Raw genomic sequence first — 20,863 nt, 5'->3', positions numbered from 1 at the left:
TGTCGTTAGTCGGTCGTGGCGGGAATGGCGGGACGCAGGTCGGCGTCGGGCACCCAGAATACCGCACGCCCGTCGGACGTGTCGCGCTCGTCGACCTCGACCGGCCGCAGGCGGCCACCGCGGCACGGGCCGCCGACGCACTTGCCGGTGTTCGGTTCGTAGATCGCGCCATGCGTCGCGCACATCAGATAGAGGCCCGACGATTCGAAGAACTGCCCTTCGGCCCAGTCGAGCTCCATCGGCACATGCGCGCAGCGATTCAGGTAACCGTATGCCTGGCCCTCGTAGCGCACGAAGAACACGACGGCCTGCTCGCCGCGCAGCGTCGCGTCGACGCGCACGCCGGCGCCGCCGTCGGCCAGCGCATCCGATGCGCACACGCGCACGGCGTCCGGCGCCGCGCTCATGCGTATTCCCGCAGCCACGTGGCCAGCGCGCCGACGTCCGGCGCGACGAAGCGTGGCGCGAGCGCGGCCAGTGCGTCGGCCGTGTGCGCGCCGTACGCGACGCCGACGCCAGCGGCCCCGGCACTCGCGGCCATCTGCAGGTCGTGGGTCGTGTCGCCGATCATCACGGTGCGCGACAGGTCCTGCCCCAATTCCCGCGACAGTTCGTGCAGCATCGCCGGATGCGGTTTCGAGAAGGTTTCGTCGGCGCAGCGCGTCGCATCGAACAGGCTCGTCAGCTTCGACTGGTCGAGCACGCGGTTCAACCCGACCCGACCCTTGCCGGTTGCAACGGCGAGCAGATAGCCCGTGTCGCGCAGTTCGGCGAGCAGTTCGCGCACGCCGGCGAACAACTCGATGCGCTGGTCGTCGAGCAGATAGTGATAGCGGTAGCGCTCGGCGAGCCGAGAATAGTCGGACGGATCGAGGGTCGGAGCCGTAATCTGCAGCGCATCGCGCAAGCCGAGGCCGATCACGTAGCGTGACGCCTCGTCGGACGGCGTGGGCAGGCCGAGATCGCGGCATGCGGCCTGGATGCTGTGCGCGATGTGCGCAGTCGAATCCATCAGCGTGCCGTCCCAGTCGAAGACGATCAGGTCAAATTGCTGTCGAGCCATGCGGTTCAGGCGGTATCGCGCAGTGCGCTGAGTTGATCGAGGAAGCGCCGGCATTCGTCCGGCAGCGGCGCATCGAACTGCAGCGCCTCGCCGGTCAGCGGATGGGCGAGCCGCAGCCGGTACGCATGCAGGAACATCCGTTTCAACGACGGCTGCGCATTCGCGCGCGCCAGCGCCTTGTTCAGTGCGAAATCGCCATACTTGGCGTCGCCGGCGATCGGCAGGCCGAGATGCGCGAGGTGCACACGGATCTGATGGGTCCGACCCGTTTTGAGTTCCGCTTCGAGAAGCGCGTACTCGGGCCACAGGTCGACGAGGTTGAACACCGTATGCGACGGGAGCCCGTCGTCCTGCACTCGCACGCGGCGCTCCCCTTCCGGGGTCGAATACTTGAACAGTGGCGCCTTCACCGCGCGGCGACGCCCCCAGTCGGACTGCCATTCACCGTGGACGCACGCGAAGTAGCGCTTGTCCATCTTGTTCTCGCGAATCTGTTCGTGCAGGCCCACCAGCGCCGTGCGCTTCTTCGCGAGCATCAGGATCCCGGACGTCTCGCGGTCGAGCCGATGCACGAGTTCGAGGAATTTCGCGCGCGGGCGCGCCTGGCGCATCTGCTCGATCACGCCGAACGCGACGCCGCTGCCGCCGTGGACCGCCACCCCGGCCGGCTTGTTGATGACGAGCATCGCGTCGTCCTCGAACAGCACGTCGAAGTGCGCGGGCGGCACGATGGTGGCTTCGGCACGCGCGAGGTCGGCGGCGGCCACGCGCACGGGCGGCACGCGGACGATGTCGCCGAACGCGAGCCGGTACTGCGCATCGACCCGGCCCTTGTTCACGCGCACTTCGCCGCTGCGCAGGATCCGGTAAATATGGCTTTTCGGCACGCCTTTACAGACGCGCAACAGGAAGTTGTCGATACGCTGACCGGCCGAGTTTTCGTCGATCTCGATCATCGATACCTGGCCGCTTGCGACCGAATTCTGGGATATTTTGCCTAACTCGTTCATACTGAATATAATTTTGCCCAGCCTGACGTTGCGGGCGGCCTCACCGGCCGGCCCGGACCAACCGGGCAAGGCGCAAGCGCAAACCGTTATTTTACTTGCGCCGGGGGTCTGCTGCTCGCCCCTAATCAAAGAGATGCAGCAAGTTGCACGCACGGCGCCGCCCGTCGGCAAGGATCGCGCCCACAGGCGGATTCGGTCGGCAAGGCGCCGCGGTAACGGAAAGTTGGTTGAAAAGAATTTGATCGGCAGCCCGACGGCGCGAAGTGCGTCCGCGCAGGCTGCCGGTTGCGAAAATTACGGCGTTGCGCCCGATTTGGCTCCGCGAAGCGTGCGGGGCCTGGCGACGTCAAACCAGGGAAGTACACCCCAGGCGGGAAAGTCGGGCTGGATTCGATACTCCCCGCTGCGGCCCGAGCCGCAGCATCTGCCGCCCGTTGGCACGCGCGTCGCATGGCGACGCGCCCCGCGGCAGTGCCCGGCCTCAGGCTTAGCGCGCTTTGACAGCGTGCGGTGTGTGGACGCCGTGCTTTGAAGCCGTGTTCGCAGGTGCCCTATGGCCGCCGGCCCCGTCTTTCGGGCCCAAGCGCCTCTTCAGGCAATTCTCCCCGCCATCGTTCCCGCTCCAGCGTGCTCGTGACAACACAACAAGGTGCGGCCTGCCGTCGTTCCCGCCCTCGCGACTGACAACCGCGAGGCGCCGCCAGCAGAGCCGCCTGGAGTCGTTCATGAAACGCATGCTGTTCAATGCGACGCAGCAGGAGGAGCTGCGCGTCGCCATCGTCGATGGGCAAAAGCTCATCGACATCGACATCGAGACAGCCGGGCGCGAACAGCGCAAAGGCAATATCTACAAAGGTGTCATCACCCGTATCGAGCCGTCGCTCGAAGCGTGCTTCGTCAACTACGGCGAGGACCGCCACGGCTTCCTGCCGTTCAAGGAAGTCGCCCGCCAGTACTTCAAGGAAGGCATCGACATGCGCTCCGCGCGCATCCAGGATGCCCTGCGCGAAGGCCAGGAACTGATCGTCCAGGTCGAGAAGGAAGAGCGCGGCAACAAGGGCGCCGCCCTCACCACGTTCATCTCGCTCGCCGGCCGCTACCTGGTGCTGATGCCGAACAATCCGCGCGGCGGCGGCGTGTCGCGCCGGATCGAAGGCGACGAGCGTCAGGAACTGCGCGAGACGATGGCGCAACTGCAGATCCCGGACGGCATGAGCATGATCGCCCGTACCGCGGGCATCGGCCGCAGCGCCGAGGAACTGCAGTGGGACCTGAACTACCTGCTGCAACTGTGGCGCGCGATCGAAGCGGCGTCGCAAAGCGGCAACCCCGGCCAGCCGATGCTGATCTATCTGGAATCGAGCCTCGTGATCCGCGCGATCCGGGACTATTTCCAGCCCGACATCGGCGAAATCCTGATCGATACGAACGAAATCCACGATCAGGCCCGCGCATTCATGGACATCGTGATGCCGGACAACGTCGCGAAGGTGAAGCGCTACCACGACGACGTGCCGCTGTTCTCCCGCTTCCAGATCGAACACCAGATCGAAACCGCGTACTCGCGCACGGTGCCGCTGCCGTCGGGTGGCGCGATCGTGATCGACCACACCGAAGCGCTCGTCGCGATCGACGTGAACTCGGCGCGTGCGACCAAGGGCGCGGACATCGAGGAAACGGCGACCCGCACGAACCTCGAAGCGGCCGACGAAGTCGCCCGTCAGCTCCGCCTGCGCGACCTCGGCGGCCTGATCGTGATCGATTTCATCGACATGGAATCGGCGAAGAGCCAGCGCGAAGTCGAGCAGCGCCTGAAAGACGCGCTCAAGCATGACCGCGCACGCGTCCAGATGGGCAAGATCTCCCGTTTCGGCCTGATGGAACTGTCGCGCCAGCGCCTGCGTCCGGCCCTGTCGGAAGGCAGCCACGTGACCTGCCCGCGTTGTAACGGCACCGGCCACATTCGCGATACCGAATCGTCCGCGCTGCAGGTCCTGCGGATCATTCAGGAAGAAGCGATGAAGGAAAACACCGCGGCGATCCACTGCCAGGTGCCGGTCGAGGTGACCGCCTTCCTGCTCAACGAAAAGCGTCAGGAAATCAACAAGATCGAGTCGCGCTTCAAGGTCGGCATCGTGCTGATCCCGAACAAGCACCTCGATACGCCGCACTATAAGCTCGAGCGCCTGCGCCACGACGACGCCCGTCTCGACGACCCGCGCGCGTCCTGGAAGATGGCCGAGGAAGCCGCCCGCGAACTCGAGTCAGAAACCGGCTACAGCAAGCGCGCGGCGGAAGTGAAGCCGAAGCAGGAAGCCGCGGTCAAGGGCATCACGCCCGAGCGTCCGGCACCGAGCCCGGCACCGCAGCGCCCGGTCGAACCCGTTGCAGCGCCCGCGCCTGTCGCGCCGGCAACCGGCGGCTTCATCGGCTGGCTGAAGGGCCTGTTCGGCGTATCGCCGGCGCCCGCAGCCGCACCGGTTGCTCCGGCCCCGGCGAAGGAGCAGACAGCCCGTCCGGCTCGCGGCGAACGCGCCGAGAAGTCCGAGCAACGCGGCGAACGCGGCGGCGATCGCAACCGCAACCGTCGCGGCGGCGCCCAGCAGGCGCAAGGCGGCCGCGACCAGGTCGCGGCAGGCCGTGGCCAGCCGCAACGCCACGAGCGCGAAGGCAAGGAAGTGCGCGAACCGCGTGAGGCTCGTGAGCCGCGTGAAGGCCGCGAACCGCGCGAGGGTCGTGAACCGCGTGAAGGTCGCGAGAACCGCGAAGGTCGCGAGGGCCGTAGCCCGCGCGAAGGCCGCGAGCCGCGTGAAAGCCGTGAGCCGCGCGAACCGCGCGAGAACCGCGAACCGCGTGAACCGCGCGAGCGTGTCGAGCAGCCGGACGGCGTTGAAGCTGCGGGTCGTGGCGAGCGCCAGGAACGTCGCGAGCGCCGCAAGCCGACTCAGCATGCGGCCACGCTGGAAACCGTCACCCGCGGCGAAACCCATCCGGACCCGGAAGCCGACAAGGCCGTCGCAGAAGCCCTGCCCGGCGCCGAACTGGCAGCCGACGCGGAAGCCGGCGCGCGTGATGGCGAGGAACGTCGCCGTCGCCGTCGCGGCCGCCGTGGCGGTCGTCGCGAGCGCGAGGAAGACGGCGCAGTCGTCGACCACGCCGAGCAAGGCGCAGAGGGTGAAGTGACGGTGCAAGCCGTGACGCCGGAAGCACCGGCTGCTGCCGAACCGGCCCAAACGGCCGCACCGGCAGTCGTCGTGGCAGCCGCCGCGGCAAGCGCCGTCGTCGCCGAAGCCGTGGTCGAGCACCATGCCGAACCGGCAGCACCGGCCGCTGTCGAGCCGCAGCCGGCACCGGTACACGTCGAAGCAGCGCCGGTCGAAGCAGCAGTGGTCGCCCAGGCAGCGGAACCGGCACCGGTCGCCGCGGCCGTCGATACGGAAGCCGGTCCGGCTCCGGTCGCGGTTTCGCCGACCGACGCGTTCGAAGTGCCGGCAGCACCTGTCGCCGTCGAGGCGCCGCAGCCGGCCCCCGTCGAGCAAGCCGCACCGGCCGTGACGACCGAAGCCGCGCCGGTGGCTGCGGAGCCGGCCCATGTCGAAGCCGCGCCGGTCGAGGCCGTCGCCGCACCGGCACCGACTCCGGCCCCCGCCCAACCGGCAGCCGCGCCCGCTTCGGCGAGCCTGGATACCGTGCTGGAGCAGGCTGGTCTCGTCTGGGTGAACACGGACGCCGGCAAGTTCGCCGCTGCGCAGGAAGCCGCGTCGCGCCTCCCGCGTCCGGCTCGCGTGCCGCGCGAACGCAAGGCGCTGCCGCCGGTCGATACGGCCCCGATGCAGCAGGTCGAAACGACGCATCACTGATCGACGCATCGTCCGACCAGAAAAAGCCCGCCTCCGGCGGGCTTTTTCATGTCCGCGCTGCGGGTTTCCGCCCACCGGACCGACCCGCCGCTTGCGGCTAAAATAGAGGTCTGGTTCGCACTTCTTTCAACATGTCCCGACGCATCATTCCTCTCGCCGACGTCAGCGGGATGCCGGACGTCTCCGGCGTCGCGCACGCCCCGGACGGCACGCTGACCGACACGTTCGCCAGGCCGCTGCGCGACCTGCGCATTTCGGTGACGGATCGCTGCAACTTCCGCTGCGTGTACTGCATGCCGCGCGCCGTCTTCGACAAGGACTACCCGTTCCTGCCGCACAGCGCGCTGCTAACGCACGAGGAAATCGAACGCGTGGCGCGACTCTTTGTCGCACATGGCGTCGAGAAGATCCGCATCACGGGTGGCGAGCCGCTGCTGCGCAAGAATCTCGAATTCCTGATCGAGCGCCTCGCCCGCCTGACCACGCACGACGGCCGCCCGCTCGACCTGACGCTCACGACCAACGGTTCGCTGCTCGCACGCAAGGCGCGCGCGCTGAAGGACGCCGGGCTCACGCGCGTGACGGTCAGCCTCGACGCGCTCGACGATACGTTGTTCAAGCGCATGAACGATGCCGAGTTCGCGAGCGCCGACGTGCTCGACGGCATCTTCGCGGCCCAGGCCGCGGGTCTCGCGCCGGTCAAGGTCAACATGGTCGTGAAGCGCGGCACCAACGACAGCGAGATCCTGCCGATGGCCGAGCGTTTCCGCGGTACCGGCGTGATCCTGCGCTTCATCGAATACATGGACGTCGGCACGTCGAACGGCTGGAACATGACCGAGGTGCTGCCATCGGCCGACGTCATCGCTCGGATCGCCGAACACTTCCCGCTCGTGCCGCTCGATCCGCACACGGCGGCAGAGACCGCGCAGCGCTGGGGCTATGCGGACGGCAGCGGCGAGATCGGCGTGATCTCCAGCGTCACGCAGGCCTTCTGCGGCGACTGCACGCGCGCGCGGCTGTCGACCGAAGGCAAGCTGTACCTGTGCCTGTTCGCGTCGACCGGCCACGACCTGCGCGCCCTCGTGCGCGGCGGCGCGAGCGACGCCGAGATCGCGACCGCGATCGCCCGCATCTGGCAGGCCCGCACCGACCGTTATTCGCAGCTGCGCGGCAGCGCGTCGGCCGACGCCGTGCCCGACGGCGCCGGCAAGCGGGTCGAGATGTCGTATATCGGCGGCTGACGCACGCCGCCCATCCCGCCCGCTTACCATGCCCGCCTCCGCCTCTCCCTCGATTGCCGGCCTGCTGCTCGCAGGCGGGCGCGCCACACGCATGGACGGCGTTGACAAGGGCCTGCAGTTGCTCGACGGCATGCCGCTCGCGCTGCACGTGCTGCGCCGGCTCTCGCCGCAGGTCGACGAGACGCTGATCAGCGCGAATCGCCATGCCGATCGCTATGCCGAACTCGGTGCGCCATTCGATGCGCGCATCGTCGCGGACGAAACACCCGACTTCCCCGGCCCGCTCGCGGGCCTGCTCGCCGGCATGCGGGCGGCACGCGCGCCGCTCGTCGCGTGCTCGCCATGCGATACACCCTATCTGCCGGCCGACCTCGTCGCACGGCTACAGGCGGCGCTCGACGCGCAGCAGGCCGACATCGCCATGGCGGTGACCGTCGATGCACAACAAGTGCGCTCGCCGCAGCCGACGTTCGCGCTGCTGCGCACGTCGCTGGCCGACGATCTCGCCGCCCGGCTCGCCGCCGGCGACCGCAAGGTGCGTGCGTGGTACGCACGCCACAAGACGGTCGAAGTCGAGTTTCATGACGAGCGTGCGTTTTACAATGCCAACTCCTGGCAGGAACTCGCCGCGCTGGCCCGCCGCTGACGGCACCCGCGCGGTTCCCGCCCGCCGCACGCGCAACCCGCGCCCAGGCACCCTCCTCGCGCCACCGGCCACGAACCCGATACGCCTTGCGGCGCAGTCCGACTGATGATCACGCAATCCTCGCCCGCCCCCCGAACCGCACCCGATTCCGATGCCCCGCTGTCGCTCGCCGACGCGCAGGCGCTCGCGTGCCGCTTCGCGGTGCCGGTCGACGCGTGTGACACGGTGGCGCTGCGCGAGGCACTCGATCGCGTGCTCGCGGCCGACGTGAACGCCCCGTTCGACATTCCCGCGTACGACAACTCGGCGATGGACGGCTACGCGTTCGACGGCAGTACGGGCACGCACGCATCGCCGCAAGCGGAGGTCACGCTGGCGGTCGCCGGCACGGCGCTCGCCGGCCATCCGTTCGACGGCGCCGTGGCGGCCGGATCATGCGTGCGCATCATGACGGGCGCGCCGATGCCGGCCGGCTGCGACACGGTGATTCCGCAGGAACGCGTGCGCGTCGACGGCGACACGATCGACTTCGCCGCGCACGACATCGCGCGCGGCGCGAACTGCCGCAAGGCCGGCGAGGATCTCGCGCGCGGCGCGTGCGCGCTTGCCGCAGGCCGCATCCTGCGGCCGTCCGATCTCGGCCTGCTCGCGTCATTCGGTGTCACCGAGGTTTCGGTGCGCCGACGCGTGCGCGTCGCCGTCTTCTCCACCGGCGACGAACTGCGCGAGCCCGGCGAGCCGCTCGGCCCCGGCACCCTGTACGACAGCAATCGCGGGATGCTGATCGCGATGCTCGAAAGGCTGCATGTCGACGTTGTCGATCTCGGGATCGTCCGCGACGACCCGGCCGCACTCGAAGCCGCGTTGCGCGGCGCGGTCGCCGCGCAGGCCGACGCAGTGATCACGTCGGGCGGCGTATCGGTCGGCGAAGCCGACTTCACGCGTGACGTCATGGCACGGCTCGGCGACGTGACGTTCGCCAGCGTCGCGCTGCGTCCCGGCCGGCCGCTCGCGTGCGGCACGCTCGCTCGCGCGGCCGAAGGCGCCGGTTACGCACTGTTCTTCGGGCTGCCCGGCAACCCGGTCGCGTCTGCCGTAACGTTCTACGCGATCGTGCGCCCCGCGCTGCTGACGCTGGCCGGCGCGCAGGCCCAGCCGCCGGCGATGCATTCCGCACTCAGCACGCAAGCGCTGAAGACGCGCCCGGGCCGCACCGACTACCTGCGCGGCGTCGCGACGCGCGCCGCCGACGGCCGCTGGCACGTCGCACCGGCCGGCTCGCAGAGTTCCGCGTCGCTGAGCGGCCTCGCGGCCGCCAACTGTTTCATCGTCCTGGGCCACGATACCGCGGCAGTCGACGCGGGCACCCCGGTCGACATCCTGCCGCTCGACGGCCTGATCTGAATTCCACTATCGGTATATCTCTACGGGGGCAATCCGCACATGAAGAAACAAATTTCGTCGATCGCAGCGGGGCAGACCGCAAAAGCGCTGATCCTCGTCTACCTGACGTTCAGCGTGCCGATCGTGCTGCTCGGCATTCTCGTCGCCTACGTCCGCTACGGGATGGTCGAACTGAGCACGATCCTGAGCGCGCTGCTGCTGAACGCCATCCTCGGCTTCGTGCTGCTGTGGATCGCATGCCACGCGTACAACTGGGTCGCATCGCGCTTCGGCGGCATCGAGATCGTGCTGTCCGACCCGCCGGAAGAAGCGTGAGCGGCACACCGCTGATCCGCGCGGCTCAGGCACGCGACGTCGGCGCGATCCTCGCGCTGATGCGCGAGCTGGCCGAGTTCGAGAAACTTGCGCACCTGTTCGTCGCGACCGAGGCCAATCTCGCCGACGCGCTGTTCGGCGAGCAGCCTGCCGCCGAGGCAAGGGTGGCCGAGCACGACGGCGCGATCGTCGCGTATGCGCTGTTCTTCCACAATTATTCGACGTTCCTCGGCCGTCGCGGCCTCTATCTCGAGGACCTGTACGTGCAGCCGTCGCAGCGCGGCACGGGCCTCGGCACCGCGATGCTGCGTCAACTCGCTGCCTTGGCCGTCGAGCGCCGTTGCGGACGCTTCGAATGGTCGGTCCTCGACTGGAACCAGCCGGCGATCGATTTCTACGAAAAGATGGGCGCAACCGTGCTGCCCGACTGGCGCATCGTTCGCGTCACGGGCGACGCACTGGATACGCTCGCCGGGCATTGACTGCGAGCCGGCCATCGCGTCAAACGAAAACGGGCGCCGCGGCGCCCGTTTTTACTTTCCAGCCGATCTCGGCCATGTGCGTCATGCGTCGTCCGCATCGGCACCGTCGGCCCCTTCCGCACCCAGCAGCCCTGCCGCCGTATCGCCCGGCAGCGCCTCGACCTGCTTCAGCTTGCGATTCATCACGCGCGTGCGCTGCTCGGCGGCCTCGATCGAGCGCGTGACCGTTTCGAGCTGCGACTTCGTTCGCGCGAGCACGTCGCCGAACTTGCCGAACTCCGTCTTCACCGCCCCGAGCACCTGCCACACCTCGCTCGACCGCTGTTCGATCGCGAGCGTACGGAACCCCATCTGCAGGCTGTTCAACAGTGCGGTGAGCGTCGTCGGGCCGGCGACCGTCACGCGATAGTCGCGCTGCAACAGGTCGGTCAGCCCCGGGCGGCGCAGGATCTCCGCATAGAGCCCTTCGGTCGGCAGGAACAGCAGCGCGAAATCAGTCGTGTGCGGCGGCGCGACGTACTTCTCGGCGATCGTGCGCGCCTCCAGCCGCACGCGCGCCTCGAGCGCGCGGGCCGCTTCCTCGACCGCCACCGCATCGGCACGCTCCTGCGCGTCAATCAGCCGCTCGTAGTCCTCGCGCGGGAATTTCGCGTCGATCGGCAACCATACGGGTGGCGCGTCGCGGGTGCCGGCCTCGCGCCCCGGCAGCCGGATCGCGAACTCGACGCGCTCGCTGCTCTTCGGCACCGTCGCGACGTTCTTCGCGTATTGCTCGGGCGTCAGCATCTGTTCGAGCAGCGCCTCGAGCTGCACTTCACCCCAGGTGCCGCGCGTCTTCACGTTGGTCAGCACCTTCTTCAGGTCGCCAACGCCCGCCGCGAGCGTCTGCATCTCGCCGAGCCCGCGATGCACCTGCTCGAGCCGGTCCGACACGAGCTTGAACGATTCGCCGAGCCGCTGCTCGAGCGTCGCGTGCAGTTTCTCGTCGACGGTGCGGCGCATCTCCTCGAGCTTCGCCGCGTTGTTCGTCTCGATTTCCTTCAGCCGCTGTTCGAGCGTCGCGCGCACCTCGCCGATCCGGCGGTCGTTCGCTTCGGTCAGTTGCGTGAGCTGCCGGTTCAACGTGTCGCCGAACAGCCTGAGCGCGCCTGTCTGCTCTTCGCGCGCCTGCTGCGCCTGGCGCTGCACGCTTTCGCGCATCGCGTCGAACTGCTGCGCGTTGCCGGCGACGAGCTTGCCGAGCTGCTGTGCAAAACCTTCGATCTGGTTGTTCTGCACGGTCGCGACGCTCGTCAGTTGCGCGGCGAGCGTCTGCTGAAGCTGCGCGAAGCTGCCGGCCAGCTCGGTGCGCGAGCCGCGCGCGTTCTCGACGATCTCGCCGCGCAATTCGCGTTCGAGCCGCTCGACTGCGCGCGCCTGCGCATGCGCGGCGTCCTCGATCTGGTCGCCGAGTATCGCCGCATCGTCGTGGCGGCCACCGCCACGCACGAGCGCGACGATCGCCACCGCAAGCGCGACGGCCAGCACGACGACCGCCGCAAGCAACAACGTCATCGTCATGCGCGCGACTTCCCGATCACGTCAGGGTTGATCGGATTCGGCGGCTGCCCAGCGCGCGGCCCTTCGCCCAGCGCGGCGATCAGGTTGTCGGCGGCGAGGTTCGCCATCGCGCGGCGCGTCTTTTCGGTCGCGCTCGCGATATGCGGCGTCAGCACGACGTTCGGCACCTCGAGCAGCGCCGGATGGACCGTCGGCTCGCCTTCGTACACGTCGAGGCCGGCCGCGGCAATCGTCCCATCGCGCAACGCGACGGCCAGCGCCGCGTCGTCGACGATCCCGCCGCGCGCGATGTTGGTCAGCGTCGCGGTGGGCTTCATCTTCGCGAGCTCGGCCGCGCCGATCGTGTGATGGTTCTCCTTCGTATACGGCAGCACGAGCACGACGTGATCGGCGCGGGCGAGCAGCGCGTCCTTCGACACGTATTCGGCATTGAGCTCGGCCTCGATCTCGGGCGCGACCCGCGACCGGTTGTGATAGATCACCTGCATCCCGAAACCGCGCGCGCGGCGCGCGAGCGCCTGGCCGATGCGCCCCATCCCGATGACGCCGAGCGTCGAGCCGTAGATGTCGCTGCCGAGGAAACCGTCGTACGCCCACTTCTGCCAGTGGCCGGCCCGCAGCCAGTGCTCGGATTCGGCGATCCGGCGGGCCGCGGCCATCATCAGCGCCCAGCCGAAATCGGCGGTCGACTCGTTCAGCACGTCAGGGGTGTTGGTGCCGAGCACGTTCGCCGCATTGAACGCGGCCATGTCGAAATTGTTGTAGCCGACCGCCATGTTCGCCACGACGCGCAGGCGCGGCGCTGCCGCGAGCTCCGCCGCACCGACCGGATCGCCGGCCGTCAGCGCGCCGTCCTTGTCGGCCAGACGCGCGGCGAGCGCGTCGGGCGCGAGTGCGTCGCCGTTGTTCCAGTCGACGTCGAAATACTGCTTGAGCCGCTCGATCACGTCCGGAAAGATCGGACGCGCGACCAGGATCTTCTGCATCGCCATCTCCGCATGCCACGGACGGATCGCCGCGCGCCATGCGCCGCCGGGACCGCCCGTTCTAGGTTGAAAATCGTCAGCTTACGCCGAGAAGAAGATCCACGACGTGAGCAGGAATACCGGTATCAGCACGACCAGCGCCCAGCCGAGATACGCGAAGAAGCTCGGCATCTTCACGCCGCGCGATTCGGCGATCGCTTTCACCATGAAGTTCGGCGCGTTGCCGATATAGCTGTTCGCGCCCATGAACACCGCGCCTGCGGAAATCGCGGCCAGCGTCGACGCGCCGGTCGTCATCAGCGACTGCGCATCGCCGCCCGCGAGGTTGAAGAACACGAGATAGGTCGGCGCATTGTCGAGGAACGACGACAGGATGCCGGTCGCCCAGAAGTACATCGCGTCGATCGGCTTGCCGTCCGGCCCCGTGACGAGATGGACGATCTGCGCGAATGCGCCGTCGGCACCGGCGCGCAGGATCACGATCACCGGCGCGATCGTCACGAAGATCCCCGCGAACAGCTTTGCGACTTCCTCGATCGGCGCCCAGTTGAACGCGTTGCCCTCGCGCGCGGAACGCGGCGTCAGCGCGAGCGACGCGAGCGTCACGCCCACGAGCGCGACGTCGCGCACGAAATTCTGCAACGCGACGTGCGTGCCCCACACGTCGAACGTGACGCCCGGCTTCCAGATGCCGCTCATCAGCACCAGGCCGATCACGGCCGCGAGCAGCACGAAATTGATCTTGCCGTCGATCGACAGCCGGTCGCTGTCGGGCGTCGGGTCGAGCGCGACCGGCCGCTCCTCGCCGCCCTTCCGGTAGAAGTACGTATCGAGCGCGAAGAACAGCGTCAGCAGCACCGCGCAGATGAACAGCATCGGCAGCGCAAGGTGCGTGGTCGTCCAGAAGAAGCTCACGCCATTCAGGAAACCGAGGAACAGCGGCGGATCGCCGAGCGGCGACAGCGAGCCGCCCGCGTTCGCGACGAGGAAGATGAAGAAGATCACGACGTGCACGACATGCTTGCGGTTGTCGTTGGCGCGCAGCAACGGCCGGATCAGCAGCATCGCGGCGCCCGTCGTGCCCATCACGCTGGCGAGCACCGTGCCGAGCGCGAGGATCGCGGTGTTCAGCTTCGGCGTGCCGTGCAGGTTGCCGTTCACGCAGATGCCGCCCGCGACCGTATAGAGCGCGGTGAGCAGCACGATGAAGGGGATATATTCCTCGAGCAGCGCATGCACGAGCGTACCGAACGCGGTGCCCGCGCCGAACGCGAACGCGAACGGGACCAGGAACAAGACTGCCCACCCGGCCGCGATCTTGCCGAAGTGGTGATGCCAGAACACGGGGGCGACGAGCGGGAACAGTGCGATGGACAGCAGGATCCCGGCGAACGGGATGCCCCAGAGAGCGGACAGCGTGGCACCGTCGAGCGTTGCGGCCGATGCAAGCGCGGGGACGGCGCCAAGCGCGATCCCCGACGCCATGCCCGCCCAGGCGGCATGTCGTTTCATGCAGAACTTCCTTGTTCGAGTGGTAGTGGATGCAGCGGGCGCGTCATGCGCCCCGTACGACGATCACGTGAACGCGGTACGGGCCATGCGCGCCCAGTACGATGGTCTGCTCGATATCGCCCGTGCGCGACGGGCCCGATACGAAGTTGACCGCGCGCGGCAATTCGCCGCGCTCCGAGCGGATCAGCGCAAAGGCGTCTTCGTGACCGGCGACGATCCGCGACGCGGGAACGATCGCGATGTGCGTTTCCGGCAGCAGGCCGGCCGACGCATAGGTGTCAGGGCCGGACAGCAGCACCAGCGAGCCCGTTTCGGCCGTCGCGCAAAAGCAGCCGGTGAGGCCGACCAGATCGCCGTCGCGCGGCTTGCGGCATTCGACCGACAGGCCTGCGCCCGCCCAGTCGAAATCGGCCAGCGTGCGCCACGCGACGGCCTGCGTCGGCAGGCCGTGGGCGCAAAGGTAGCGAGCCGCGGCGGCCGGTACGTCGGCAAGCGTCGCGACTTCGTCGACCGTCGTCGACAGGCGTACCGCTTCGTCGACGAAGGCCGCGACGAGATCGGCCGGCGCCGGCGGGCGCGGGCCTTCCGGATGACGGGCGAGATAATCGGTAACGCCGTCGCGCTCGGCCGCATCGGGTTCGGCCGCACGCCCCTGCGCCGCGCGAATGCGCGCGAGGATCTGGCGACGGGCAGCGGAAGTGTCCATGAACGGTCCTCGTGACGTTGGCGGGCGATACCGTCGGATTATACCGGCCGACCTCGCCGCCACGCAGTTTTGGCCGTTCGGCCGACGCTTACTTCGACGCGTCTTCCTCGACTGGCTGCGCGATGCCGAACACCTGGCGCAGGTAGGCGAGATACGCCTTGTCGTCGCACATGCTCTTACCCGGCGAATCCGACAGCTTCGCGACCGGCTGGCCGTTGCAGCGGACCATCTTGATCACGATCTGCAGCGGCACGTAGCCGAGATCGTTGGTGAGGTTCGTGCCGACGCCGAACGCAAGCTTGCAGCGGCCGCGGAAACGTTCGTACAACTGCATGACCTTCGGGATGTCGAGTGCGTCCGAGAACACGAGCACCTTGGTCCGCGGGTCGCAACGGTTCATCTCGTAATGACGCAGCATCCGCTCGCCCCATTCGAACGGATCGCCCGAATCGTGGCGCGCGCCGTCGAACAGCTTGCAGAAGTACATGTCGAAGTCGTTCAGGAATGCATCCATCCCGTAGACGTCCGACAGCGCGATCCCGAGGTCGCCGCGGTATTCCTTCGCCCACATCTCGAAGCCGTAGATCTGCGAATCGCGCAGCCGCGGGCCGAGGGCCTGGCAGGCCTGCAGGTACTCGTGCGCCATCGTGCCGAGCGGCGTGATGCCGTGCTTCATCGCATACAGCACGTTGCTGGTGCCCGCGAACTGCGGGCCGAGGCCGTCGCGCAGCGTGAGCGCGACCTCCTCGTGCCAGACTTTCGAGAAGCGCCGGCGCGTGCCGTAGTCGGCGATCTTGCAGTCGGCGAATTCGGGCTTCGCACCGAGCAGCTTGATCTTCTCGCGCAGCCGCTCGCGGCCCTCGCGATAGTCGGGCTCGCGCTGGGTATTGCGGAAATACACTTCGTTGACGATCGCGAGCACCGGGATCTCGAACAGGATCGTGTGCAGCCACGGCCCCGTGATCTCGATGTCGATTTCACCGTTGCCCTTCGGCGACGGCGTGATCGAGATGTACTTCTCGTTCAGGTGGAACAGCGCGAGGAAGTCGACGAAATCGCTCTTGATGAAACGCATCCGCCGCAGGTAGTCGAGTTCGACGTCGGAAAAACGCAGCGCGCACAGGCCGCGCACCTCGTCGCGGATCTCGTCGATGTACGGCACGAGATCGACGCCGGGCGTGCGGCACCGGAAACGGTATTCGACGCTTGCAGCGGGGAAGTGATGCAGGACGACCTGCATCATCGTGAACTTGTAGAGATCCGTGTCGAGCAGCGAAGTGATGATCATGATGACGGCAGCGCCAATATCGTGACAGGGCCCCGGCGCACCGCGCGCCGCCCGGTCTGCCGGCCATGTTACCCGAATGCGGGCCCGACCATCGTGAAACCGCCTGCCGCCACGCTCCGGCCGCACTGCCCGTTCCGGCGTATCGGACACGCACTGCCGCCGGGGCGTCCCTTCAGCGCCCCGTGGACGGCCCCATAAACTAATCACGAAACGATATAAGCCGGATAGCCGACCACGCCATGCGGGTTTTGCGCTTCAGTTACAATGCCGGTTTTGGCGCAAACGCCACCCCATATATACCGCCAAGCAGGAGCGTTTTAATGACTCACGTTGTGACCGAAGGCTGCATCAAGTGCAAATACACGGACTGCGTGGATGTGTGCCCGGTGGATTGCTTCCGTGAAGGTCCCAACTTTCTCGCCATCGATCCGGACGAGTGCATCGACTGCGCCGTGTGCGTCGCCGAGTGCCCGACCAATGCGATCTATGCCGAAGAAGACGTTCCGGGCGACCAGCAGCAGTTCACCGCGCTGAACGCCGAGCTGGCGAAGGACTGGCCGTCGATCACGAAGACCAAGCCGGCACCCGCCGACGCGGACGAGTGGAAGGACGTGCAGGACAAGCTGCACCTGCTCGAGCGCTGATCGCGCAGCGGCCGCAGAAATTTTTTTATGCGCCGCGGCTCAAAAGTATTGACGACCTGATCAACGCTCCATATAATCTCGTTTCTCTGCTGTTGTTGTTTGTTCCCCGATAGCTCAGTCGGTAGAGCGCCGGACTGTTAATCCGTAGGTCCCTGGTTCGAGCCCAGGTCGGGGAGCCAAAAACGCAAAGGCCCGTTGAAAGTGGACGGGCTTTTTGCTGGTAGACAAACACGCATGCAGATGTACCGATTTATTCCCCGATAGCTCAGTCGGTAGAGCGCCGGACTGTTAATCCGTAGGTCCCTGGTTCGAGCCCAGGTCGGGGAGCCAAATAGCGAAAGGCCCGTCATTCGACGGGCCTTTTGTTTTTCCGGCCCACCATTCGGCTTTCGTCGTCCGGTCGCGCGCGCATGCTAGAGTCTCTGTCCCGCATTCGCATCCGGTTCCGTCGATGAAGCACCGCCTCCTCCGCTCAGCCCCCTTCGCCCTCCTGCTTTCCGCGTTCGCCGCGGCGCCGCTCGCGCACGCGGAGGAAGTCGGCAGCGTCAACACCCATTTCCGCGTCACGGGCTCCGATCGCGTGGTCGTCGAGGCGTATGACGATCCGATCGTGAACGGCGTGACCTGCTACGTGTCGCGCGCCCGCACCGGCGGGATCAAGGGCACGCTCGGCGTCGCCGAGGATCCAAGCGAAGCGTCGATCGCATGCCGGCAGGTCGGCCCGATCAGCTTCAAGGAGCCGCTCAAGCAGCAGACCGACGTGTTCAGCGAGCGCATGTCGTTCATCTTCAAGACCCTGCATGTCGTGCGCGTGGTCGACACCAAGCGCAACACGATCGTCTACCTGACCTACAGCGACCGCATCGTGAGCGGCAGCCCGAAGAACGCCGTCACCGCGGTACCGATGCCGGCCGGCACGACGATTCCGGTCAAGTAAAGCCCGCGCCTGCCGGGCGCGCGAGCGATACACTGTCGATTCGACCGCTCCCGCGCCCGATCATGTCCGCCACCCGCCTTCCCGACTCCGCACGCTACTGGCGCACGCCGCTGCTGCCGGACGCGGATCTCCTCACGGCCACCTATCGCGATCATGCGTTCGCCCCCCATTGGCACGACGCGTACACGATCCCCGTGATTCTCGAGGGGGCGGAACGCTTCACCTATCGCGGCAGCGGCTATGTCGCCGAAACCGGCTCCGTGCCCGTCATCAATCCCGGCGAGGTGCATACGGGGTCGCGCGCGGCCGATGAAGGCTGGTGCTATCGCGTCAGCTACATGCCGGTCGAATTCATTCGCGAACTCGCCTGTTCGATCGCCGGCCGCCCGCAGGACGCGCCGTGGTTTGCGCCCGACGTGATTCGCGACGCCGATCTTGCGGCCCGGCTCACGCTGGCGCACCGGATGATGGAGGCCGGCAGCGAGCGCGCACTGCCCTTGCAGGCACATGGGCAGCCGGCTCATGATCCGGCGAGCGGCGCACCGCGCGCCTACGATCCGCTCGCCGCCGAAACGGCGATGCTCGATGCGTTGTCGACGCTGATCGTGCGCCATGCTGACGCACAGCCGCGACCGGCGCCGCTCACGGCGGACGAACCGCGCGTCGACGTCATGCGCGAGCGGCTCGCCGCCGACCTCGTGTGCACGGTGACACTCGACGAAGTCGCGCAGGCGGCCGGCCTGTCGCCGTTCCATGCGGCGCGCCTGTTCACCCGCACGACCGGCATGCCGCCGCATGCGTGGCGCAACCAGTTGCGCTTGCAGCGCGCGCTGGCGCCGCTGCGCGCGGGCGTGCCCGTCGCCGACGTCGCGGCGGCCAGCGGCTTCGTCGACCAAAGCCACTTCACCCGGCATTTCAAACGCATGTTCGGCGTGCCGCCCGGGCGCTGGCAGGCGAGCTGACGCGCAGCGTCCGGCCCGCCACCGCGATACCGCGCTCCCGCAAGCGCAAGAACATACAAGCCGGCACACTCCCTGCCCGCTATCCTCCCGTTCATGGAGGAGCACCCTTTGAATCCGATACCCGCATCGCCTGCCCGCCGCCCATTGAACGAATGGCTCGACGGTGCGCGCGACACGATCCCGATGATGATCGGCGCCGCCCCGTTCGGCGTGATTTTCGGCACGCTCGTGGGCGGCGGCCCGCTCGCCGCATGGCATGGCGCGCTGATGTCGCTCGTCGTGTTCGCGGGCTCCGCGCAGTTCATCGCGCTCGGCCTGATCGCGGGCAGCGCGAGCTTCATCGTCGTGCTCGCGACCACGCTGATCGTGAACCTGCGTCACCTGCTGTACAGCGCGACGCTCGCACCCTATGTCGCCCACCTGCCGCTGCGCTGGCGTGCGACGCTCGGCGCGCTGATGACCGACGAGGTGTTCGCGGTCGCCTATGCGCACTACCGGCATTTCCCGCCGGACGCGATCGGCCCCCACTACTTCTTCGGCTCGGGGCTCGCGATGTACCTGAACTGGCAGGTCTGGACGCTCGCGGGCATCGGCTTCGGCGCGGCATTCCCGGGCCTGCAGTCGCTTGGCCTCGATTTCGCGATGGCGGCGACCTTCATCGCGATCGTCGTCCCGCAACTCGGCACGCTGCGCTATTTCGCGGCAGCCGTGACGGCCGGCACACTCGCGTACTTCTGGCAGGGCTGGCCGTACAAGCTCGGGCTGCTCGGCGCGGTCGCCGCCGGCGTCGCGGTCGGTGTCGCGCTCACGTTGCTGCACGAACGCACGCGCGCCGGCTCGCGCACGGAGGCAGCATCGTGAGCTACGCGCTGCTGATCCTCGGGATGGCCGTCATCACTTACGCGATCCGCTCGACGCTGTTCCTGTTCGGCGAACGGCTGACCTTCCCGCCGCTCGTGCGGACCGCGCTCGGCTTCGTGCCCGTCACCGTGCTGACCGCGATCATCGTGCCGATGGTCGTCTCGCCGCACGGCGGCACCGCCGAGCTGAGCTGGCGCAATCCACAGCTCGTCGGCGCGCTCGCCGCCGTGCTCGTGTCGGCCGCCACCCGCCGCCCGCTCGTGACGATCGCGGCGGGGCTCGCGGTGTTCTTTTTCTGGCAAGGGGTCGTGCTGCCCCACTGGCTGCCCGCCTGAGTACTCACTCGGTCATTCGTACTCAAGTTTCCGCCCGGCGCGCCGATATAGGGAATGAATACCCGCCACCGGCCTCGGCGCGCACCGGTCAGTCGACGCTGCGCCCGTCCCGGTGCGCCGTGCCGGCCGCCGGCTGGCACGGGCCGCCATCGAGACGATTCATGGGCCAGATCACCCTTTCCCTCAAGGACGACACGCTCGAGTCCCTGCGCAAGGACTACGACGCGTTCGTCCGCGTGTCGCTGAAACTCGACCCGCAGTTCGCGACGCCGTCGTTCGAGGATTTCCTGCGCGCCAAGCTGCTCGACAACATGGTGCCGCTGACCGAGCACGCGGTGCAGCGGATGCTGCAGGGCGGCCAGTACGCGTGGGCAAAACGCACGCTCGACAAGGAATTTCCGGACGTCGTCGCGATCCTGATGCGACAGGCCGGTGAATTCGGCTTCGGCTTCGCGTCACGCTCCGAATGGACCCCCGACGAACTCGCGAAGGCTTGCCGCGACTGGGCGAAAGCGATCGTCGCCGAAGCGCAGGGCGACCCGTCGCTGATCGATCCGCTCGCCTCGCAGATCAAGGGGGCCGCGCAAGATATCCAGACGCTCGAGGAACTGATGCAGACGCCTGCGTGGCGGCTCGCGGAATCGCTGCGACAACGGGTCTACGAGGCCAAGCTCGCATGCGAGATGAGCGTCGGCAGCACCGCGCGCGACAAGCTCGGCGAACTGCGCGGGCTGCTGCGGCTCGGGCTCGCGCACGGCTCGTTCCAGAAGCAGGAAGCGCAGCAGATCATGGAGTACCTGCGGCTGCTGAAGCCGGAGATCTTCGTCGAGGAACCGTACGACGTCTTCGCCCGGCTCGCCGCGTGGCTGCGCAACGTTTTCACCCCGACGGCCGCGCGGCCGGCGCAGGGTCAGCCGGGCCAAGGGCAAAGCCAACGGCGGCCGTAACGGCGCGCCCGATCGCACCGACCAATGAAAGCAGCCCGGTTCGCGCAACGCGAACCGGGCCGTCGGATGGCCGCCGTCGCGACGCGCCGTCGAGGGCGAGT

Annotated in this window: 20 protein-coding genes and 2 tRNA genes; 14 read left to right on the top strand and 8 right to left on the bottom strand. The window is 67.7% G+C overall.

Annotated features, from left to right (window positions below):
• Nucleotides 1-5: 5 nt before the first annotated feature.
• The 3 genes from CFB43_RS05600 to CFB43_RS05590 are packed head-to-tail and all read right to left on the bottom strand — an operon-like array spanning nucleotide 6 to nucleotide 2,073.
• The gene (locus CFB43_RS05600; protein ID WP_089494365.1) at nucleotides 6-407 is read right to left on the bottom strand and encodes a Rieske (2Fe-2S) protein; all 402 of its coding nucleotides are present in this window, start codon (nucleotides 405-407) and stop codon (nucleotides 6-8) included.
• Complete coding sequence (locus CFB43_RS05595; RefSeq protein WP_089494364.1) at nucleotides 404-1,063, bottom strand: HAD-IA family hydrolase; 660 nt, start codon at nucleotides 1,061-1,063, stop codon at nucleotides 404-406. The genes CFB43_RS05600 and CFB43_RS05595 overlap by 4 nt, the downstream gene beginning before the upstream one ends.
• Nucleotides 1,064-1,068: 5 nt before the next feature.
• Complete coding sequence (locus tag CFB43_RS05590) at nucleotides 1,069-2,073, bottom strand: RluA family pseudouridine synthase (protein ID WP_039348433.1); 1,005 nt, start codon at nucleotides 2,071-2,073, stop codon at nucleotides 1,069-1,071.
• 725 nt (nucleotides 2,074-2,798) lie between these two features.
• Between CFB43_RS05590 and CFB43_RS05585 the strand changes: the two genes are divergently transcribed.
• The 6 genes from CFB43_RS05585 (at nucleotide 2,799) to CFB43_RS05560 (ending at nucleotide 10,024) form a co-directional block, all read left to right on the top strand.
• On the top strand, nucleotides 2,799-5,933 hold the full coding sequence (locus CFB43_RS05585) for an Rne/Rng family ribonuclease (RefSeq protein WP_089494363.1): 3,135 nt from the start codon (nucleotides 2,799-2,801) through the stop codon (nucleotides 5,931-5,933).
• Nucleotides 5,934-6,064: 131 nt separating this feature from the next.
• A complete protein-coding gene (gene moaA, locus CFB43_RS05580; protein WP_089494362.1) occupies nucleotides 6,065-7,177 on the top strand; it encodes a GTP 3',8-cyclase MoaA in 1,113 nt (370 codons plus the stop codon).
• A 28-nt stretch (nucleotides 7,178-7,205) separates the two neighbouring features.
• The gene (mobA, locus tag CFB43_RS05575; RefSeq protein ID WP_089494361.1) at nucleotides 7,206-7,823 is read left to right on the top strand and encodes a molybdenum cofactor guanylyltransferase MobA; all 618 of its coding nucleotides are present in this window, start codon (nucleotides 7,206-7,208) and stop codon (nucleotides 7,821-7,823) included.
• A 105-nt stretch (nucleotides 7,824-7,928) separates the two neighbouring features.
• Complete coding sequence (moeA, locus tag CFB43_RS05570) at nucleotides 7,929-9,227, top strand: molybdopterin molybdotransferase MoeA (RefSeq protein WP_089494360.1); 1,299 nt, start codon at nucleotides 7,929-7,931, stop codon at nucleotides 9,225-9,227.
• A gap of 39 nt (nucleotides 9,228-9,266) precedes the next feature.
• Nucleotides 9,267-9,542 (top strand): hypothetical protein, encoded by a 276-nt coding sequence (locus tag CFB43_RS05565; protein WP_006401288.1) that lies wholly within the window; start codon nucleotides 9,267-9,269, stop codon nucleotides 9,540-9,542.
• A complete protein-coding gene (locus tag CFB43_RS05560) occupies nucleotides 9,539-10,024 on the top strand; it encodes a GNAT family N-acetyltransferase (RefSeq protein ID WP_089494359.1) in 486 nt (161 codons plus the stop codon). The genes CFB43_RS05565 and CFB43_RS05560 overlap by 4 nt, the downstream gene beginning before the upstream one ends.
• Nucleotides 10,025-10,105: 81 nt before the next feature.
• On the opposite strand, the gene rmuC is transcribed toward CFB43_RS05560, so the two are convergent.
• The 5 genes from rmuC to pncB form a co-directional block, all read right to left on the bottom strand.
• The gene (gene rmuC, locus CFB43_RS05555) at nucleotides 10,106-11,584 is read right to left on the bottom strand and encodes a DNA recombination protein RmuC (protein ID WP_089430778.1); all 1,479 of its coding nucleotides are present in this window, start codon (nucleotides 11,582-11,584) and stop codon (nucleotides 10,106-10,108) included.
• Nucleotides 11,581-12,570: a 2-hydroxyacid dehydrogenase gene (locus CFB43_RS05550; protein ID WP_089495257.1), complete on the bottom strand. Its 990-nt coding sequence runs from the start codon at nucleotides 12,568-12,570 to the stop codon at nucleotides 11,581-11,583. The genes rmuC and CFB43_RS05550 overlap by 4 nt, the downstream gene beginning before the upstream one ends.
• An 81-nt stretch (nucleotides 12,571-12,651) precedes the next feature.
• On the bottom strand, nucleotides 12,652-14,082 hold the full coding sequence (locus CFB43_RS05545) for a sodium:proton antiporter (protein ID WP_089494358.1): 1,431 nt from the start codon (nucleotides 14,080-14,082) through the stop codon (nucleotides 12,652-12,654).
• A 43-nt stretch (nucleotides 14,083-14,125) separates the two neighbouring features.
• A complete protein-coding gene (locus tag CFB43_RS05540) occupies nucleotides 14,126-14,788 on the bottom strand; it encodes a LutC/YkgG family protein (RefSeq protein WP_089494357.1) in 663 nt (220 codons plus the stop codon).
• Nucleotides 14,789-14,876: 88 nt separating this feature from the next.
• Nucleotides 14,877-16,076: a nicotinate phosphoribosyltransferase gene (gene pncB, locus CFB43_RS05535; protein WP_089424832.1), complete on the bottom strand. Its 1,200-nt coding sequence runs from the start codon at nucleotides 16,074-16,076 to the stop codon at nucleotides 14,877-14,879.
• 320 nt (nucleotides 16,077-16,396) lie between these two features.
• Here pncB and fdxA point away from each other — a divergent pair, with 320 nt between their 5' ends.
• The 8 genes from fdxA to CFB43_RS05490 all read left to right on the top strand — a co-directional run bounded on the left by fdxA (nucleotide 16,397) and on the right by CFB43_RS05490 (nucleotide 20,762).
• Nucleotides 16,397-16,720, top strand: a complete 324-nt coding sequence (gene fdxA, locus CFB43_RS05525; RefSeq protein WP_011351384.1) for a ferredoxin FdxA — start codon at nucleotides 16,397-16,399, stop codon at nucleotides 16,718-16,720.
• A gap of 103 nt (nucleotides 16,721-16,823) precedes the next feature.
• Nucleotides 16,824-16,899, top strand: a tRNA-Asn gene (locus CFB43_RS05520).
• A 75-nt stretch (nucleotides 16,900-16,974) separates the two neighbouring features.
• Nucleotides 16,975-17,050, top strand: a tRNA-Asn gene (locus tag CFB43_RS05515).
• A 121-nt stretch (nucleotides 17,051-17,171) separates the two neighbouring features.
• Nucleotides 17,172-17,657, top strand: a complete 486-nt coding sequence (locus CFB43_RS05510) for a CreA family protein (RefSeq protein ID WP_089455827.1) — start codon at nucleotides 17,172-17,174, stop codon at nucleotides 17,655-17,657.
• A 62-nt stretch (nucleotides 17,658-17,719) separates the two neighbouring features.
• Entirely contained in the window at nucleotides 17,720-18,619 is a 900-nt protein-coding gene (locus tag CFB43_RS05505) for an AraC family transcriptional regulator (protein ID WP_089494356.1), read from the top strand.
• Nucleotides 18,620-18,712: 93 nt separating this feature from the next.
• The gene (locus CFB43_RS05500) at nucleotides 18,713-19,480 is read left to right on the top strand and encodes an AzlC family ABC transporter permease (RefSeq protein WP_089494355.1); all 768 of its coding nucleotides are present in this window, start codon (nucleotides 18,713-18,715) and stop codon (nucleotides 19,478-19,480) included.
• Nucleotides 19,477-19,815: an AzlD domain-containing protein gene (locus CFB43_RS05495; protein WP_089494354.1), complete on the top strand. Its 339-nt coding sequence runs from the start codon at nucleotides 19,477-19,479 to the stop codon at nucleotides 19,813-19,815. Before CFB43_RS05500 ends, CFB43_RS05495 begins: the two co-directional genes overlap by 4 nt.
• A 161-nt stretch (nucleotides 19,816-19,976) precedes the next feature.
• Nucleotides 19,977-20,762, top strand: a complete 786-nt coding sequence (locus CFB43_RS05490) for a DUF4088 family protein (protein ID WP_089494353.1) — start codon at nucleotides 19,977-19,979, stop codon at nucleotides 20,760-20,762.
• Nucleotides 20,763-20,863: the final 101 nt, after the last annotated feature.

This window comes from Burkholderia sp. AU15512, assembly GCF_002223325.1.
Classification (GTDB): domain Bacteria; phylum Pseudomonadota; class Gammaproteobacteria; order Burkholderiales; family Burkholderiaceae; genus Burkholderia.
Note: the sequence above shows the minus strand (reverse complement) of the source record. Positions and strands in the feature narration are given on the sequence as shown.